Below are 17,613 nucleotides of genomic sequence, written 5' to 3' on the forward strand. Positions count from 1 at the left end.
TCCCCCATTCATCCACGACAATCACATCGAATCTACCGCCGAATCCGGCTTTTGCGAAGAATACTTTGGATATGGATTTAGTATAGGAAATGGTGATTCTATCGATTCCATGCTGGCGCACGGGATTGACATCGAAACGAGCCCCGTCTTCACCCGTATCGAGGGTCTGGGCATTTACCGCCCACACCGATTGGTGACCAATCAAGAAATCTGTCAACGAATCGAATCAACCGACGAGTGGATCAGAACGCGCTCCGGGATCGCCACCCGGCGACGCGCCTCGGACAAGGAAACCCTGGTCGACATGGGTGCCCGGGCCGCTCGCGACGCCCTGGCGGACGCCGGCCTCGCGGCCGACGACGTCGACACCCTCATCGTCACGACGAGCAGTGCCATGCGGTGCGTCCCCTCGGTTTCCGCCCAGATCGCCTTTGAATTGGGTTTCCGGGGCAGCGCATTCGACATTTCGGCCGCCTGCGCGGGTTTCAACTACGCCATCGCGATGGCCAGTGATCTCGTCCGGGGTCACACGGCCCGGCGGGTTCTCATCATCTCGACCGAACGCCTCAGCGATCTGACCGATTTCGACGACCGCCGGACGTCCTTTCTCTTTTCCGACGGCGCCGGAGCGGTCGTCGTCGGGCCGGCTCCGGAGCCCGGGATCGGGCCGGTCGTGTGGGGGTCGGACGGCTCGCGGGCCTCGGCGATCCAGCAGCACACCCCGTGGGACGCGCTCCGGGATCTCTCGATCCTGCAGGACCCCGACTTTCGTTTCCCGGCACTGTCCATGAACGGTCAGGACGTCTATCGCTGGGCGACGAGCGCGATGGTCCCGGTGGCCGAGGAGGCGATGAAGCGGGCCGGGGTGTCGGCCGCCGATCTGACGGCCTTCGTCCCGCACCAGGCCAACCTGCGCATCACCGAGACGCTGACCCGCGCTTTGGCCCTGCCCGCCTCGGTCGTCGTGGCCCAGGACATCGTCTCCCAGGGGAACACCTCGTCGGCCTCGGTCCCGCTGGCGCTCCACGCGCTGCGTGCGGACGGCTCGGTGGCCGCGGGCGACCTCGCCCTGATCATCGGCTTCGGCGCCGGGCTGGTCCACGCGGCACAGGTCATCGCCGTGCCCTGACCGACGCCCGGGAACTCCCGGCGCCCGTTCCCCGCGGTGCGCCGGCCGACCCGGAACTCCCGGCATCCGTTCGCCGCGGTGCGCCGGCCGACCCGGAACTCCCGGCGCCCGTTCACCGCGGTGCGCCGGCCGCCGCTCCTGAACTCCCGATGTCGGTTCACTACTCGCGGCTGCCGATCGATTCCATGAGCGGACGCCGGAGACAGAACCGGGTGGTGAGCTCCACGGTTGCCCAGCCCAGTAGTCCGATCCCGAGGACGACCGCGAGATAGGTCGCCGGGCGGACTGCGGGGATGGGCGATCCACTGAGCGCGATGCTCAGCGGGACGAGCGACCATCCCGCACAGATGGTGGCCAGCGTCGCCGACACCAGGAAGATGATCAGCGACTCCCAGCGCGCCATGCGGTGCAGAACCCGCAGGTGGCCTCCGGCGAGCCGGAGCAGAGCGAACTCCCGCGTCCGGTTGGCGGTCGCCATCACCAGCGTGTTCACCGCGGCGATCACGGTGTAGAGGCCGATGACGGCGGCAAGCAGATAGTTCGTCCAGGCCTGCGACTGGGCGCGTTTGACGACCGCGTCGTAGACCACCGACTTGCTCTCCGGATGCACGCCCGGCCACCTGGTCGCCAGCCCGTTCACCGCGGCGGCGAGCTGACCGGCATCGGTCGCCGGCCCGGCCCGGACCAGCAGCTGATCGCCGCTGCCGGAGGCGAGGTGTCCTTCGAGGGCATCGCGGGGAAAGACCGCGTCCCCCAGGCCGGAGACCTGGTGATAGACGGCGCACACCGTGAACGTGACCGGTGTCCCGTCGCCCAGGCGCAGCGTCACCTGATCGCCGACCCCCCGGCCGATGACGGCGGCGTGCTTGTCGGACAGCGCGATGCCGTCGGCCGGCAGGCTTCCGTCGATGGTCCCGGAGCTGATCGGCAGGTGGAAGGTCGAGTTCAGCCCCGCGGCCGACACGGCCCGGGCGTCCCACACCTTGGACCGGCGCCGGTGCGGCCCGTCGAGATAGTCGGTCACGATCGACGTCCGCGTGATGACGGTGACGGTCTGCACGCCCGGCAGCTTCCGGGCGTCGTCGGCGGCGGCCAGAGGCATCCCGCCCGCGGAGGAGACCAGCACCTCGTCGGCGGTGATGACACCGGCGGCCTTGCGCGCGGTCGAGTCCACGTTCGTCGTCTGCATGAAGATCATGCTGAGCAGCACCCCGGCCGTCATCATCAACGGGACGCAGGCGGCCGCCAGCCGCGCGTTGTTGCGCCGCGAGTTGGTCACGGCCAGCCGGGCGGAACCGCCGAACCGCGTGATCAGACGACCGGACAGACCGGTGACGATCCGGCCGAAGTACGGCGTCAGCAGCACCCCGGTCATGATGGTGATCATCAAGAGGGCGATGGTGAGCTGGAACGTCTGATCCGGGCGCAGCCGGGCCAGCGCCACCGCCACGACCACGCCGAGGCCCGCGCACACGACACCCGCGGACAGACGGAGCCAGCCGACGCGGCGGGGTTCGACCGCGGCGGCCGACAGCGCCTCGATCGGGCTGGCCCTGGTGGTCGAGTGGGCGACGAGCAGGACCGTCAGCACCGGGACCAGGACGCAGACACCGAACGCGACGACAGCCGGCAACGGGCCGGACCGCAACTGCAGGTACTCGGGGACGACGGACAGCGACCGCAGGCCCGCGAACATGATCCGGGCGACCAGGAATCCGAAGCCGACACCGATCAGCGAGGCGGTCGCGGAGATCAGCACGGCCTCGCCGGCCACCATCCGGCGGATCCGGCTCGCCCGCGCGCCGATCACCCGGAGCAGCCCGATCTCGCGGCGCCGCTGGTTCAGCGAGAGCGCGAACGTCCCGACCACCACGATCATGGCGATCATCAGGGACAACCCGCCGAACACGGCGGCCAGCGGGATCAGCCGGGTGCCGGTGTCGGCGCCGGGGAACTCCAGGGAGCCGCGCGCCGGGCCGGTGACCGCCCGTACGGAAACCTCGTCGGCGATGCGGCCGGCGAGCTCCTCCGGATCCACGCCGCCCGCCGGTGACACGGCGAACAGGTCGGCCTTTCCGCCCTGGCCGGCCAGGCGGCTCGCCTCGTCCGAGGTGAAGAACAGCGCGTTCTGCTGCCGGAGATCACCGGTGACGATTCCGGCGACCTGGAACTGCTCGGTGGTGCCGGCGTGGTCGCGCACCCCGACGGCGTCGCCCGGACGCAGACCGCCGCGGGCCGCGGTGGCCGCGTCGACCACCACCTCCCGCGGCCCGGCGGGCTCGCGCCCGTCGGTCAGTCGCAGCGGAGCGAGGGCCGTCACCGGCCACGCGTGGCCCCAGGAGGCCGCGGTCGTCGCCAGCAGGCGGCCGTCCTTGACGGCGACCACCGGGAACCGGGTCTCGGCGACCACGGAACCGACCCCGGCGACCGCCTTGATCCGGTCGGCCACCGACGGGTCCAGCGGGACCGGCCCCGGCAGGTCGATCGCCTTCACGCGACCACCGGCCTCGGGCGGCGGCGGGGTGTACTGCTGCTTGTCGGTCACCAGGATGGGGGCGGCCGCGTACAGCTCCGGGGCCACCGAGCCGCGGATGCCGGTTTCGAGCAACACCCCGCACGCCGTGACCAGCGCGGATGAGATGAGGATGGCGGCGAGGGCGGCGACGAAGGCGCCCTTGCGATGGCGGATCGTGCGCCTGGCGAGCCCGATCACACTCCACTCTCCGCCCACGCGCCGAGGGTCATCATGCGTTCGGCCACCGCGTCCACGGTGGGTGCGGTCAGGCTTCCGGCCACCCGGCCGTCGGCCAGGAACACCACGGTGTCGGCGTAGGCCGCGGCCACCGGATCGTGGGTGACCATGATGACCGTCTGATTCGTGCTGTCGACGATGCTGCGGATCAGACCGAGAATCGTCCGGGCGGTGCGGCTGTCCAGCGCGCCGGTCGGCTCGTCGGCGAAGATCACCGACGGCTTGGTGACGAGGGCGCGGGCGATGGCCACCCGCTGCTGTTGCCCGCCGGAGAGCTGGCTGGGCCGGTGACGGACCCGGTCGGTCAGGCCGACCCGGGCCACCACCTCGGTGATCCACTGCCGGTCCAGCCGGCGACCGCCGAGCACCTCCGACAGCGTGATGTTCTCGGCGACGGTGAGCGAGTCGAGAAGATTGAGGCTCTGGAAGACGAACCCGATCCGGTCGAGCCGCAGATCCGTGAGGGCCCGTTCCTTGAGTGTCGTGAGGCTGATGCCGTCCAGTGCGACGTCGCCTGAAGTCGGATGTTCCAGGCCCGCGGCACAGTGCAGAAAAGTGCTCTTGCCGGAGCCCGACGGGCCCATCACCGCGGTGAATGTTCCCCGTTCGAAATCGGCACTCAGACCGTCCAGGGCAACGACCTGACCCCGCCCGGTGCCGTAGACCTTGCGAATATCTTTGAGCTCCACCGCGAACCGGCCGAGCCTTTCCCCGCGCTCAACCATCGCGAACCCCCCGGTCAAACATCACTCCCGGCCACGCTATCGAGGCCGGCTGCCGTTGACGATGGTGCAGACCCCCGAACCGGGCTGTACCTAGCTACAGGTACTCCGACCCCACGCGCCTGAACTGCCTGGTCACCGCACCTGATGGTCCCGGTCCTGGCCCTGGCCGTAGCTGCGGCGGAAGGCGGCCAGCCGCTCCTGCACGGACTCCTCGGCCAGCCGCTCGCGGGCGAACGAACGGACCAGCTGATGGAATACGTATCGGGCCAATGATTGTTCCTGCGGGCTCACGGCCTGCAGCAGACGCGCATCCACCAATTCGTCCAGAAGGTGCTGCGTCTCCACCAGACTCGCATCGAGGGTGACCGCGGCATTCCATAGAACGAAGTGCGAGGAATACGGCATCGCCAACAATCGCATTGCTTTGGCGGCCGGACTCGAAAGCGAGCGATAACTGCGCGCCAGACTGTTCCGTACACCATGGCCGGAATACGAGAGAAGGTCGAGCTTCTTTTGTTCCGTTCCCAGTTCCTCGGCGAATCGCGCGAGCGTCCAATGCGATTTGCCGGTCAATTGTGCGGCCGCGGCGCTGACCGCGAGGGGCAGGCTTCCGCAGAGCTCCACGATGCGGTCGGCCGACAGCGGATCCGTGCTGACCCGGGGCGCCCCGATCAGGTTGGACAGCATGCGCATGCCGTCCATGTGATCGAGCACGCCGAGGTCGATGGTCGGCAGGTTGCCGACCGACGCCAGCCGGGTCCGGCAGGTGACCAGGAGACCACCGTTGGCCGTGTTGGGCAGCAGGGGCCGGACCTGCTGCCAGGACTCGGCGTTGTCCAGGACCAGCAGCACCCGTTTGCCGGCCGACCAGCTCCGGTACAGCTTCTCCTTGTCGCCCAGCGCGGCCGGGATCCCGCGGGCCGGCGACAGGAGCGTCCGCAGCACCTCGGCCACGGCTTCGTCGGGCGTGACCTGGGCTTCGCCGTCGCCACGGAGGTTGACGTAGATCTGCCCGTCCGGGAAGTCGTCGCGGAGCCGATGCGCGGCGTGGATGGCCAGCGCGGACTTCCCGACCCCGGCCATACCGACGACCGCGATCGCCGGCCGCACGGTCTGCCCGGAGGTCCGCATCAGGGCCAGCACCTGCTCGACCTCCCGGCGCCGGCCGACCAGCTCGGCGACGTCGGGCGGGAGCTGGGCCGGCGTCGGCCCGGCGCCGGCGTCGTCGCCGGGTTCGTCCCGCGGTTCCGAGCGCAGGATCCGCTGGTGCAACTCCTGGAGTTCCCGGCCGGGTTCCAGGCCGAGCTCGTCGGCCAGCGTCCGGGTGTACTCGCGGTAGTTGGCCAGGGCATCGGCCAGCCGGCCGGCTCGGCTCAGCGCCACCATCAGATGGCCGCGCAGCCTCTCCCGCAGCGGGTTCTCGGCCACCAATCCGATCAGTTCCACGACCAGGGCGGGACCCCGGTCGAGCTGCAGGTCCAGGGCTATCCGCTCTTCGAGGACCTCCAGGCGGGCCTCTTCCAGCCGCCGAGCCTCGGCCAGCCGGAGCTGTTCGGTGACCCCGCCGAGGGCCGGCCCGCGCCACAGGCGCAGGGCGACCCGGAACTCCTCGGCCGCGCGGTCGATCTCCTTGTCGGCCGCGGCCTGCCGGGCCGACGCCGCACGCTGCTCGAACTCGTCCAGGTCGAGGGTGTCGGCGACCAGGTTGAGCAGGTAGCCGGGCCGTTGCCGGCGCAGCTCGATGCCGGGGAACTTGCCCCGGATCCGCGAGATGTAGGTCTGGATCTGCGCCTCGGAGGTCGCCGGTGGTTCGCCGTCCCAGAGCATCCGCGCGATGGCGGTGTCCGACACGATGCGACGCCGGGAGATGAGCAACATCGCCAACACGGTCCGCAGCTTGGTGGCGCCCAGGTCGACGTCCCCCTGCGCGCCACTGACCCGCACCGGCCCGAGGACCTCGAACCTCATCGCTGCGCGCCGACCGGGTCGACGATCCGGGCCGAGGGTGACCAGCACCGCAGTCGTGAGATCGGGTCGAGTTCCTCGTAGACGACGTCGAGCAGGGTCGCGGTGAAGAGCTCCCGGGTGAGGGCGGCGGTCAGCACCCCGCGGTGATCCTGCAGGCTGCCGGGTGACACGAAGACGACGCCGTTGAGCGCGACGCCCACCTTCATCTGCAGGTTGCGGCGGATCTCCAGGGCCAGTTCGGGCAGTCCGGCCGTGCCCCGGGACGGGGAGAAGACCTCGCTGACGACGATGGCACCGTCGTCGTCGTCCGACAGCGTGAACGCGGTCGCCGCGCTCCCGAGCAGCGGCGAGTCGAGCCCGCGGATCAGCGCGAGCACGCCGGACAGGGAGTAGATCCGCTTGCGGATGCAGAGCCGATCGGCGAGCGCCCCGTGGAAGACGAGCTCTCCGTCCTGCAGGGAGACCAGGTCGCCGGTCCGGCAGTAGCCCGGCCCGGCACCGTCGATCCGGGCGTCGAAGAAGGCGGCCGATTCCTGGGCCTTCCCCCAGTACGAGAACTTGAACGAGTCTCCCCGCACCCACAGCTCGCCGATGTCGCCCGGCTCGCACTCCCGCGAGGTGACCGGGTGGACGATCCGCCACTGGATCCGCGGGCCGGCCGGCAGGTCGACCAGGGGAACCGGCAGCTGGCTGGGGATGTGGAACGGGGTCGGTGCCCCGGCCGGGGCACCCCGGCGCACCAGCGCGCCGGCGACCTCCCGGAAGGATCCGCTCCAGTCGAGGACGCCGGCCCAGCGCAGCGACGTCAGGTCGGCGCCGTCACCGGCCGGGTGGCTCAGGTACTGCGGCAGCGAACCGACGCTCACGTCGATGCGGTGCCGGGCGACGTGTTCGGCCAGGCCGGCCGAGGCGTCCTCGTCCAGCAGGAACGCGGTGCACCCCTTGGACAGGGGCAGGAGCAGGTAGATGATCAGGCCGAACCCGCTGCGGCAGAACGCGCCGCCGAAACGGTCCCCGGCGCGCAGGGCCATCGATTCCGTCAGCTGGGCGCAGAGCCGCTCCAGCGTCTCATGATCGATCGTCACGCCCCGCGGCTCGTGCGCCCGGAGTCCCCGATAGCTGATCAGGGCCGTGGTGGGGGCTTCGGTCTCCGGGTCGGTCCACAGATCGGCGTCGTCCGGCAGGTCCTCGGTCAGCAGACAGGTGACCCTGGTCAGTCCGTCCTGGTGGGACCACGAGATCACGTCGGGCATGCTGGCGACATCGTGGAGCGCGATCGGGGCGTCGGCGTCCAGCACCACTCCGGTGGCCCAGCTCAGGTGGCTCCCGGCGCCGACCGGGACCTTGGCCGAGATGGGGACCATTCCTCCGTAGAGGCAGCCGAGAAATGCTTTGGCCAATTCGGCCCCGCTCGAATGGAGAAGGAGCACTCGACTGCCCACCGCGGCGTGACGCTGGAGAAGATTGGCGATGGCTCTCGCATCTCTGTCCAACTGGGCGTACGTGATGAGCCGCTCCGTATCGGAGGATCCCTCGGTGAATCTGATGGCGGTGCGATGTGGCTCGGTAACCGCCAGGTCTCGTAAGACGCGTACAATTCGATTCATTGTTCTCCCCGTGATCAATTCACCCGATCGGTTGGTGATGCGGTTCCACGACTCCCGCCGGCGTCGGTACTGTGCTAAACCTTTCGGATCGAGACATCCCGCTTTCGAGAACAGCGATGGATCAACGTCGGTAAAGCAGATCTACAGAGAACTCCCCACGCTCTTCGCCATCAGGCGGTGGACCGGACCGTGCTGAGAAGCCGCCGTCGGCCGTTCGCTTCCTTGCGACGGCCGGCCGCTCCGGAGGGCACGTGCTGAACGACGGTGTGACGCCTCGGGCGCCTGCGAGCCAGATGCTAAACGCCCCGGCCGACCTCAAGCTACCCCCCGCCGCAGCTACCAGCCGGTATGGAGTCGGTCGGTATCAGGCGGGCCGGGCATCGCGGAGCCATCGATCACACACCGTTGCCTTGGCGCCAAAAGACCAGGTCCTGGGCTTGACTCGCGAGTTTTCCACCTTGCACCGGGTCGATCCGGCCGGCGATTGACCGCAGCCGTGGCCGCAGCGGCGTTCGGGCGCCCATCCCTCGGGCCGGGCGAGCACGTCTCGGCTGGTCGCGCGTCCGGCCGCAGACCCGTCACACCACCGGCAACCTGCACAAACTGGTCGGCACCGACCGCGCCGAGCCGCTGCGGCGGCCATCCGGGCCACTCTCATCCACGTCCACATGGTGGGATGCGGCGGAACGAACCAGAACACCGAGGAAAAGTCATATTTCTGTCCCTCGGGCGCGCCGACTGTGGAGTGTGGACACTGAACGCCGCCTCAATCAGAGGCTCGCCGACGCCCCAATAGGCGGCAAGGCGAATAACATTCATCTCCCGGAACGGGGCGGGCGACACAACTGTGTCGAGGGCTGTTACCTTCGATCGGACACCATTGCGGTCGCCACCGAGGTGACCCGAAGTGAAATAAAAGATGGATAGACCCGGCCGCGATTGTTCACCAGATTTTCCTGCGGCCGACTGTCGCATCACGACTTTTTGTCCCCTCGGCGCCGGTGCACCACAAATCGTGCGAACGCGGGGAACGAATCGCGGCCGAGCCGGGAACCCACGGCGCGATCGGCGCACCCGGTGGCCGGGTGCGCCGATCGACGGTCGTCAGAAGAGCTTGGCGGCGGTGATGGCGGTCTGGATGATGCCGTAGCCGAGGAGGACGGCGACCAGGAGCCAGGACAGGGCGAGCCGGGCGTTCACGCGGCGGCCTCCTCGGGGACGGCGGCCCCGGTGGCCGCGGGCTCGTGGAGGGCCGGCGGGACCGGGCGGATGAGCAGGTTGGCGATGAAGCCGACGGCCAGGACGCCGACCATGGTGAGCAGGGCGGGCTGGTAGGCCGACGACGTCAGGGTGCCCGGCTTGCCCTGGGCGTCCAGGAAGCCGTTGACGATCAGCGGGCCGGCCACCCCGGCCGCCGACCACGCCGTCAGGAGGCGACCGTGGATGGCGCCGACCTGGTAGGTGCCGAACAGGTCGCGCAGGTAGGCCGGAACCGTGGCGAAGCCGCCGCCGTAGAACGACAGGATGACGCCGGCCAGCAGGACGAACAGCGGGATCGCGGAGTCACCGATAGTGGCCAGCAGCAGGTACAGGATCATGCCGACACCCAGGTAGACCATGTAGATCGGCTTGCGGCCGATCACGTCCGAGGTCGACGACCAGGCGAAGCGGCCGGCCATGTTGAACAGGGACAGGACGCCGACGAAACCGCCGGCCGCGGCGACGGCGACCGCGGAGGTGCCGTTCGAGCGGAAGAAGTCCTGGATCATCGGGCTGGCCTGTTCGAGGATGCCGATGCCGGCCGTGACGTTGCAGAACAGCACGATCCAGAGCAGCCAGAACGAGCGGGACCGGATCGCGTTGGCGGCCGACACGCTGGCCGTGGTGACCATCGGTTTCGCGGCGACGGCGGACGGGTCCCAGCCGGCCGGGCGCCAGCCGGGCGCGGGCACCCGGATGTTGGCGACCCCGAACATCATGATCAGGAAGTAACCGATACCCAGGGTGAGGAAGAGCAGCACCAGGGCGTGACCGTCGGCCACCGAGGTGGAGACGTTCGGGTTGTAGCCGGAGTCGTAGTACGACAGCAGCTGGCGCGACGCCGGGCTGGCGATCAGTGCGCCGCCGCCGAAGCCCATGATGGCCAGACCGGTGGCCAGACCGGGACGGTCCGGGAACCATTTGATCAGCGTGGAGACCGGCGAGATGTAGCCGATGCCGAGCCCGATGCCGCCCAGCACGCCGTACCCCAGATAGACCAGCCACAGCTGTCCGGTACCGATGCCCAGGGCGCTGACCAGGAAGCCGGCCGCCCAGAAGCAGGCCGAGACGAACATGGCCTTGCGCGGGCCGTTGCGTTCGACCCACGTGCCGCAGACCGCGGCGGAGAGGCCGAGCATCACGATCGCGATGCTGAAGATGATGCCGATCGAGGTCTGACTGCTGTCGAAGTGGGCGATGAACGAGTTCTTGTAGACGCTCGTGGCGTACGCCTGGCCGATGCAGAGGTGCACGGCGAGCGCGGCCGGTGGGATCAGCCACCGGCTGTAACCCTCGGGTGCCACGGTGTGTTTGTGATCGAGCGCGGATAACAGGGACATTTTTGACGCCTCCCCTCAGGCGCCCATCATCGAACGGGTTCGATCCCCGGTGCAACTATCCACGCGTCAAACTTCAAGAAACCGATCAAAATCGGTCCACAGTACGGGCGGGAGTGGCGAAAACCACACCTGTGAATATCTACCGTCCGCCGGGGCGCCGTGGGGCGGATATCCGCAGGTCGGCCTCGATCGCGGCGGCCGCGGCCAGCAGCGGAGGGAGCAGACGCGCCCGTATCGTCTCGACGGTCGCCCGGGCCGCGTGCACGGAGATGTTGAGCGCCCCGGCGGCGGCCCCGGAACGGTCACGAATCGGCGCCGCGATCGCCCGCAGTCCCTCCTCCAACTCCTGGTCGACGATCGCGTGCCCGTCCGCCCGTACGCGGGAAAGCTCTTCCCTCAAAGCATCGGGAGAGCTGATGGTCCGATCGGTGAGCGGCTTCAGCTCGGCCCGGTCCAGATACGCGTCGAGCTCGGGCCCGGGCAGCGCGGCCAGCAGCACCCGGCCCATCGACGTCGCGTAGGCCGGGAAGCGTGTGCCCACGTTGATGGCCACCCGCATGATCCGGCTGGTCGGCACCCGGCTCACGTAGACGATGTCGTCGCCGTCGAGAACGGACAGCGAGGAGGACTCCCGGACCTCGGCGACGAGGCGTTCCAGGTGCGGCTCGGCGACCTCGGGCAGGGTCAGGCCGCCCAGGAACGCATACCCCAGTTCGAGCACGCGGGGCGTCAGCGAGAACAGCCGGCCGTCGGTCCGCACGTAGCCGAGATCGGTCAGGGTCAGCAGAAACCGGCGGGCCGCGGCCCGGGTCAGTCCACATTGGCGGGCCACGTCGCTGAGTGTCAGTTCGCGGTGTTCCGCGTCAAATGCACGGATCACCGCGAGCCCTCGCTCCAAGGATTGGACGTAGTACGGTTCCCGCGTCATCGGATGATCGATCCAAATCGTTGACGTGACACGAGCCACATCTTAGCGTTCTCTCTGAGAACTTCCGTTCGTTATGCGCACAGATTTACGGAGGAATAGATATGCGGCGGCGTTTGATCGCGGGCCTGGCGCTGGCACTGGTGGCCGGCTCGGTCGCGGCCTGCGGCTCGGACAAGGACTCAGGCGGCTCCGGCACCTCGTCCGGCGGCGTGGACAACGTGACGGTCGGTGTCATCCCGATCATCGACGTCGCCCCGATCTACCTGGGCCAGTCGAAGGGCTTCTTCAAGTCCCGCAACATCGAGCTGAAGCTCGAAGCGGGTCAGGGCGGCGCGGCCATCGTCCCCGGTGTGGTCAGCAACCAGTTCCAGTTCGGGTTCTCCAACCTGACCTCGCTGATGATCGCCCAGACCAAGAACGTGCCGATCAAGGCGATCGCCGCCGGTGTCGCCTCGACCGGCGAGCAGGGCAAGGACTTCGGCGCCGTGGTGGTCAAGGGCGACAGCCCGATCAAGACGGCCAAGGACCTGTCCGGCAAGAAGGTCTCGGTCAACACCCTGAAGAACATCGGTGACACCGCGACCCGCAACTCGGTGCGGCTGGCCGGCGGCGACGACAAGACCGTCAACTTCGTCGAGATGCCGTTCCCGAACATGCAGGCCGCACTCGAGGGCGGGCAGATCGACGCCGCCTGGGTCGTCGAGCCGCAGCTCTCCGCGATCAAGGCGGCCGGTGGCCGGGAGATCGCCTCGACCTTCGTGGACGCGGCGCCGAACCTGACCATCGCGGCCTACTTCACCTCGCAGAAGCTGATCGCCGACAAGCCCGACCTGGTCAAGCGCTTCACCGACGCGATCAACGAGTCGCTGACCTACGCCGACGGGCACCCGGACGAGGTCCGGCAGATCCTGACCACGTACACCAAGATCGACGACAAGACGCGCGCCGCCGTGGTCCTGCCCAAGTGGCCGACCACGATCAACAAGGAGTCCGTGCAGAAGATCGCCGACCTCGGCACGCAGGACGGCATCTTCACCAGCGCTCCGGACCTGGGCAAGCTGCTGCCGTGACATCCGCTCGTCGTGGCAACCCGGTTCTGCTCGGCTCCGCCGGGCTGGCCGGGTTGCTTCTCATTCTCGAACTGGTGCCGCGGCTCGGGCTGGTGAACGAGCGGTTCCTGCCGCCCACCAGCCGGATCGCGGCCGCGCTGGCCGACGAGGTCAGCACCGCCGGGTTCTGGCAGTCGCTCGGCGACACCCTCTACGCCTGGGCCGTCGGCCTGCTCATCGCCGTGGTCGCCGGAGTGCTGGCCGGTCTCGTGATCGGCTCGGTGCCGGTGCTGCGGGCGCTCACCGCGTCGACCGTCGAATTCCTGCGGCCGATCCCGTCGGTCGCGCTGATCCCCCTCGCCGTGCTGCTCTACGGCACGGAGTTGGGCTCGACCCTCCTGCTGGTCTGCTACGCCTCGTTCTGGCAGGTCCTGGTCCAGGTCCTGTACGGCGTCGCCGACGTCGACCCGGTCGCCGAGGAGACCGCGCGCAGTTTCCGGTTCTCCGCCTGGGGCCGCGTGCGCTACGTCCTGTGGCCGACCGCCCTTCCGTACGTCTTCACCGGTTTCCGTCTGGCCGCCTCGGTCGCCCTGGTCCTGGCGATCACCGCCGAACTGGTGATCGGCGCGCCCGGGCTGGGCAAGGAGATCGCGACCGCGCAGGCCTCGGACGCCGTCCCGGCCATGTACGCGCTGATCGTGGTGACCGGCGCTCTCGGCGTGATCATCAATCTGCTGACCCGTACCGGCGAGCGCCGCCTGCTCGCCTGGCACCAGTCGGTTCGCGGCGAGGTGAGCCTGTGATGGCCGTACTGAAGAAATTGGGTTTTGTCCTGGCCCTTCCGATCGTGCTGTTCGCGGGCTGGTACCTGTTCAGCGACGGCAGCGAGAATTTCTACTCGCCGCCGCTGCGCACGATCCTGACCGCGTTCGGCGACACCTGGACCCTCGACCGGCTGCGCACCGACGTGGCGCCCAGCCTGCTCCGCCTGCTCGCCGGGTACCTGCTGGCCGCCCTGATAGGTATCGGACTCGGCGTGGCCATCGGTCTCGACCGGCGGCTGCGTGCGGTCCTCGAACCGGTCCTGGAGTTCTTCCGGGCCATCCCGCCGCCGGTGCTCGTCCCGGTGATCATGCTGTTCGCCGGGATCGGCGACGGCATGAAGGTGATCGTGATCGTGTTCGGCTGCATCTGGCCGATCCTGCTCAACACGGTGGAGGGGGTGCGCGCGACCGACAGCGTGGTGCTGGACACCGCCCGCGCCTACGGCGTGACCGGCCCGGCCCGGCTCACCCGGGTGATCCTGCCGTCGGCCTCACCGCAGATCGCGGCCGGCCTGCGTCAGGCGCTCTCCATCGCGATCATCCTGATGGTGATCAGCGAGATGTTCGCGTCCAGCAACGGTCTCGGCTTCACCATCGTGCAGTTCCAGCGCAGCTTCGCGATCCCGGAGATGTGGAGCGGGATCATCCTGCTCGGCCTCCTCGGCTTCGCGCTCTCGCTGCTGTTCCGGCTCGCCGAACGGTGGGCGCTGCGGTGGTACGAGGGGCTGCGCGCGGCGCAGCGCCGGGCCGGTTAGGAGGGCCACGATGCTTGAAGTCAAAGGACTGCGGAAGGTCTACAGTTCCGGCAGCCGGGAAGTCGAAGCGCTTCGCGACCTCACGTTCACGGTCGACAACGGCGACCTGGTCTGCCTGGTCGGCCCGTCCGGCTGCGGCAAGACCACCCTGCTGCGCTGCATCTCCGGCCTGCTCACGCCGACCTCCGGCGAGGTCAAGGTCGGCGGCCAGGCCGTCACCGGGCCGCCGCCGGGCATGGCCGTCGTCTTCCAGGAGTACGGGCGCAGCCTGTTCCCCTGGATGAGCGTGCGCGACAACGTGGAGCTGCCGCTCAAACAGAAGAAGGTGGACCGCGCCCGCCGCAAGGAACTTGTCGACACGGCACTGGACGCGGTGGGACTCAGCGGCACCGCGTCGGCGTACCCGTGGCAGCTCTCCGGCGGCATGCAGCAGCGCGTGGCGATCGCCCGCGCGGTCGCCTACGAGCCGTCCACGCTGCTCATGGACGAGCCGTTCGCGGCCGTCGATGCGCAGACCCGGGCCGATCTGGAGGACCTGGTCCGGTCGCTGTGGCAGCGGCTCAAGGTGACCGTACTGTTCGTGACCCACGACATCGACGAAGCGGTCTACTTGGGCCGGCGCGTGGTCATGCTGTCGTCGTCGCCCACCGTCGTGCAGGACGAGTTGGTGGTGGACCTGCCGGCCGAGCGGGACCAGCTGCACACCCGGGCCGACCCGAAGTTCGTGGAGTTGCGGACCCGGGTCTACGAGCAGATCCAGCTCGCGAAGAAGGCCGCGGCGCGCTGACCGGCCGCAGGCGAGGGCGGCCCGGACCATCTCGGTCCGGGCCGCCTTTTACTTGATCGGCTCGGCGGCCGGCGTCAGCGTGCGACGGCGGCCCGGATGACGTCCCGGGCGCTCTCGCCGGTGCCGGCCTTCTTGCTCAGCGTGCTGAGCGCGGTCGGGTCCGGCTGCGGGACGGGCGCGCACTGCTTGTCGGAGCGGTTCCCACCGACCCGCTTGGGCAGCGCACCGGTCGCGAGGTAGTTCGCGATCGTGTCGTCGGTGCAGGCCACGCCGCTGAGCGAGCCGGCGTGGGTGGTGCCGCCGACGCCCTCGATGAGCACCGACCGGCCGAAGCGCTTACGGACTTCCAGGGCTCCGGCGTACGGCGTGGCGGCGTCGTTCGTCTCGCTGATCAGCAGGATCGACGGCGCCTTCCGGCCGTTCACGGTCACCGGGGTGCCCGGCTTGGCGCCCCAGTTGATGCAGGGCGCATTGTACCAGGCGTTGTTCCAGGTGATGAACGGGTACTTGGCGTAGGTCTTCCAGTTGTCCCGCTGCCACGTGGACCAGTTGGTCGGCCACTTCACGTCGGTGCACTGGGTGGCCAGGTACATCGCGTAGTTGTTGTCGGCGCCGACGGCACCCGGCTCGGCGTAGTTGGCCAGCAGCAGCGTGGCGTCCTTGTCGTTCACCCACGCGGCGAACGCGTCGGCCACGTCCTGCCAGCCGTAGACGTAGTAGCCGGCCGAGACGAAGATGTCGTTCCACTCGTCCGGGCCGATCTTGCCGGCCGCCGGGGACTTCCGGAGCTGGGCCAGCGTCGCGTAGTACTTGGCCTTCACCGACTTACCGGTCGTGCCGAGGTGGTAGACCGCGTCGTACTTGGCGATCCAGGCGAAGTAGACGTCCATGTTCTTGTCGAACTGGACGTCCTGGTCGAGGTTGGCGTCGTACCAGACGCGCCGCGGGTCGACCACGCCGTCAAAGATCGCCCGGCGCACCCGGTCCGGGTGCAGGGTGGCGTAGACCTGGCCGAGGTACGTCCCGTACGAGAAGCCGTAGTAGTTGATCTTGTCGGCGCCGAGCGCCTTGCGGATGCTCTCCATGTCGTTGACCGAGTCGGTGGTCTTGACGTGGTCGAGCAGGGCGCCGCCGGCCTTGTCGCACTTCCTGGCGTAGTCGGCGGCCTTCTTCAGCCAGGTCCTCTCCAGCGACCTGGAGACCGGGACGTAGTACGGCCGGTCGTAGCCGGCGTAGTTCACGTCGCAGGACAGGGCGGGCACGCTGGAACCGACGCCACGCGGGTCGAAGCCGATCCAGTCGTAGTAGTCGCCGGCACCGTCGGGCACCGTCTCGCCGATCACCGGCAGGCCGAGGCCGGAGCCGCCCGGGCCGCCCGGGTTGGTCAGCATGACGCCCTGGTACTTGTCGGCGGTGGACTTGTGGTTGATCCGGGACACCGCGATCTTGATCTTGGTGCCGCTCGGCTTCGCGTAGTCCAGCGGGACGACCAGGAAACCGCACTGGGCGTTACGGGCCTTGAGGCTCGCCCGGGTGCAGGTGCCCCAGTCGATGGGTGGTGGCGTGTAACCGCCACCGTTCGGGGAGGTGTGGGCCGACGCGGCCACCGGGATCGTACCGGCGCCGAGGAGCAGACCCACCGAGGCGGCGAAGGTGGCCGCCAGGATTTTGCGCATCCCTTGCCTTCCGTTGTCGAGACGCCCGACCGGCCTTTGGGCCCGGGGCGATCTTTCGCAGACTAGCCATTCAGACATGGAGATGCGGCACATCCGTTACGACAAATTTCCGGCCGGATCAGACCCATGACAAACGTCATGCCCGTCAATACTGATTCGTCATCGGCGTACGTGGTCGGCGCGCAGGATCGAGTACAGCAGGACGTCCCGCCACTCCCCCTGACGGAACTGGGCGGCCCGGACCCGGCCCTCCCGGGTGAAGCCGCACTTCTCCAGCGCCCGCTGCTCGGCGTGGTTGTCGACGTCGGTGTGCGCCTCGATGCGCCCGACCGCGTCCGTGGCGAACAGGTACGTGACCAGCAGTTGCTGCGCCGCGGTGCCGATGCCCTGGCCACGGAGTTCGGGCAGCAGCGAGATGCCGAGGTTCCAGCACCACCAGGAGTCGACCCCGTAGGTGACCCTCCGCCAGCTGACGTCACCGGCGGTCCGGTCGTCGGCGATCACAACAAGGCGCCCGCCGGACGCGTCGATCTTTCCCCACCGATCCAGTTGCGCGTCATTTTCCATGATCAATTTGAAGCCCGACCAGTTGAACGAACCGCCCACTTCCGGATCGGCCGCCCTTCGCCGCGCCAGCCAGAGATCATCGACAATGGCCGGGCGAAGACGAACCCGGCCGCCCGCTGCATCCGCATTCATGTCGGCATTGTGTCGAATTCCTGGATTTCGGCCAAGGGAGGTCCCCTTCCGGAAAACGGCGATCGGCGCGCATTGCCAGGAAAACGCATTCCGGCGGCCGGTGGCCGCCCCCGG

Annotated in this window: 14 protein-coding genes; 5 read left to right on the plus strand and 9 right to left on the minus strand. The window is 68.8% G+C overall.

What is annotated here, in order from left to right; genetic code table 11:
• Positions 1-109: 109 nt before the first annotated feature.
• On the plus strand, positions 110-1,129 hold the full coding sequence (locus ACSHV8_RS29180) for a beta-ketoacyl-ACP synthase 3 (protein WP_436520741.1): 1,020 nt from the start codon (positions 110-112) through the stop codon (positions 1,127-1,129).
• Positions 1,130-1,289: 160 nt separating this feature from the next.
• On the opposite strand, the gene ACSHV8_RS29185 is transcribed toward ACSHV8_RS29180, so the two are convergent.
• The 7 genes from ACSHV8_RS29185 to ACSHV8_RS29215 form a co-directional block, all read right to left on the minus strand.
• Positions 1,290-3,860 carry an FtsX-like permease family protein gene (locus ACSHV8_RS29185; RefSeq protein WP_436520743.1) on the minus strand — a complete coding sequence of 857 codons (2,571 nt, stop codon included), beginning with the start codon at positions 3,858-3,860 and terminating at the stop codon, positions 1,290-1,292.
• Complete coding sequence (locus ACSHV8_RS29190; protein WP_436520745.1) at positions 3,839-4,606, minus strand: ABC transporter ATP-binding protein; 768 nt, start codon at positions 4,604-4,606, stop codon at positions 3,839-3,841. The genes ACSHV8_RS29185 and ACSHV8_RS29190 overlap by 22 nt, the downstream gene beginning before the upstream one ends.
• Positions 4,607-4,738: 132 nt before the next feature.
• Positions 4,739-6,574: a BTAD domain-containing putative transcriptional regulator gene (locus tag ACSHV8_RS29195; RefSeq protein ID WP_436520747.1), complete on the minus strand. Its 1,836-nt coding sequence runs from the start codon at positions 6,572-6,574 to the stop codon at positions 4,739-4,741.
• Positions 6,571-8,181: an AMP-binding protein gene (locus ACSHV8_RS29200; RefSeq protein WP_436520749.1), complete on the minus strand. Its 1,611-nt coding sequence runs from the start codon at positions 8,179-8,181 to the stop codon at positions 6,571-6,573. The genes ACSHV8_RS29195 and ACSHV8_RS29200 overlap by 4 nt, the downstream gene beginning before the upstream one ends.
• Before the next feature lie 1,104 nt (positions 8,182-9,285).
• On the minus strand, positions 9,286-9,381 hold the full coding sequence (locus ACSHV8_RS29205) for an MFS transporter small subunit (protein ID WP_436520751.1): 96 nt from the start codon (positions 9,379-9,381) through the stop codon (positions 9,286-9,288).
• Entirely contained in the window at positions 9,378-10,775 is a 1,398-nt protein-coding gene (locus ACSHV8_RS29210; protein WP_436536942.1) for an OFA family MFS transporter, read from the minus strand. The genes ACSHV8_RS29205 and ACSHV8_RS29210 overlap by 4 nt, the downstream gene beginning before the upstream one ends.
• Before the next feature lie 145 nt (positions 10,776-10,920).
• Positions 10,921-11,709: an IclR family transcriptional regulator domain-containing protein gene (locus ACSHV8_RS29215; protein WP_436520753.1), complete on the minus strand. Its 789-nt coding sequence runs from the start codon at positions 11,707-11,709 to the stop codon at positions 10,921-10,923.
• A gap of 101 nt (positions 11,710-11,810) precedes the next feature.
• On the opposite strand from ACSHV8_RS29215, the gene ACSHV8_RS29220 reads away from it, so the two are divergent.
• The 4 genes from ACSHV8_RS29220 to ACSHV8_RS29235 are packed head-to-tail and all read left to right on the plus strand — an operon-like array spanning position 11,811 to position 15,124.
• Entirely contained in the window at positions 11,811-12,779 is a 969-nt protein-coding gene (locus ACSHV8_RS29220; protein WP_436520755.1) for an ABC transporter substrate-binding protein, read from the plus strand.
• On the plus strand, positions 12,776-13,561 hold the full coding sequence (locus ACSHV8_RS29225) for an ABC transporter permease (RefSeq protein WP_436520757.1): 786 nt from the start codon (positions 12,776-12,778) through the stop codon (positions 13,559-13,561). The genes ACSHV8_RS29220 and ACSHV8_RS29225 overlap by 4 nt, the downstream gene beginning before the upstream one ends.
• Positions 13,561-14,337, plus strand: a complete 777-nt coding sequence (locus tag ACSHV8_RS29230; RefSeq protein WP_436520759.1) for an ABC transporter permease — start codon at positions 13,561-13,563, stop codon at positions 14,335-14,337. The genes ACSHV8_RS29225 and ACSHV8_RS29230 overlap by 1 nt, the downstream gene beginning before the upstream one ends.
• A 10-nt stretch (positions 14,338-14,347) precedes the next feature.
• On the plus strand, positions 14,348-15,124 hold the full coding sequence (locus ACSHV8_RS29235) for an ABC transporter ATP-binding protein (protein ID WP_436520761.1): 777 nt from the start codon (positions 14,348-14,350) through the stop codon (positions 15,122-15,124).
• Positions 15,125-15,198: 74 nt separating this feature from the next.
• Here the strand turns inward: ACSHV8_RS29235 and ACSHV8_RS29240 are convergent, their stop codons facing one another.
• Positions 15,199-16,800, minus strand: coding sequence for an alpha/beta hydrolase (locus ACSHV8_RS29240; RefSeq protein WP_436520763.1), 1,602 nt, complete (start codon positions 16,798-16,800; stop codon positions 15,199-15,201).
• A gap of 159 nt (positions 16,801-16,959) precedes the next feature.
• A complete protein-coding gene (locus ACSHV8_RS29245) occupies positions 16,960-17,499 on the minus strand; it encodes a GNAT family N-acetyltransferase (protein ID WP_436520765.1) in 540 nt (179 codons plus the stop codon).
• Positions 17,500-17,613 lie beyond the last annotated feature (114 nt).

This window comes from Actinoplanes sp. HUAS TT8 (assembly GCF_051380535.1).
In the GTDB taxonomy this organism is placed as follows: domain Bacteria; phylum Actinomycetota; class Actinomycetes; order Mycobacteriales; family Micromonosporaceae; genus Actinoplanes.

Coding starts and splice junctions, on each gene's coding strand:
- ACSHV8_RS29180 (WP_436520741.1), top strand. CDS start 110: ATGCTGGCGCACGGGATTGACATCGAAACGAGCCCCGTCTTCACCCGT.
- ACSHV8_RS29190 (WP_436520745.1), bottom strand. CDS start 4,606: ATGGTTGAGCGCGGGGAAAGGCTCGGCCGGTTCGCGGTGGAGCTCAAA.
- ACSHV8_RS29195 (WP_436520747.1), bottom strand. CDS start 6,574: ATGAGGTTCGAGGTCCTCGGGCCGGTGCGGGTCAGTGGCGCGCAGGGG.
- ACSHV8_RS29200 (WP_436520749.1), bottom strand. CDS start 8,181: ATGAATCGAATTGTACGCGTCTTACGAGACCTGGCGGTTACCGAGCCA.
- ACSHV8_RS29215 (WP_436520753.1), bottom strand. CDS start 11,709: ATGACGCGGGAACCGTACTACGTCCAATCCTTGGAGCGAGGGCTCGCG.
- ACSHV8_RS29220 (WP_436520755.1), top strand. CDS start 11,811: ATGCGGCGGCGTTTGATCGCGGGCCTGGCGCTGGCACTGGTGGCCGGC.
- ACSHV8_RS29230 (WP_436520759.1), top strand. CDS start 13,561: ATGGCCGTACTGAAGAAATTGGGTTTTGTCCTGGCCCTTCCGATCGTG.
- ACSHV8_RS29235 (WP_436520761.1), top strand. CDS start 14,348: ATGCTTGAAGTCAAAGGACTGCGGAAGGTCTACAGTTCCGGCAGCCGG.
- ACSHV8_RS29240 (WP_436520763.1), bottom strand. CDS start 16,800: ATGCGCAAAATCCTGGCGGCCACCTTCGCCGCCTCGGTGGGTCTGCTC.
- ACSHV8_RS29245 (WP_436520765.1), bottom strand. CDS start 17,499: ATGAATGCGGATGCAGCGGGCGGCCGGGTTCGTCTTCGCCCGGCCATT.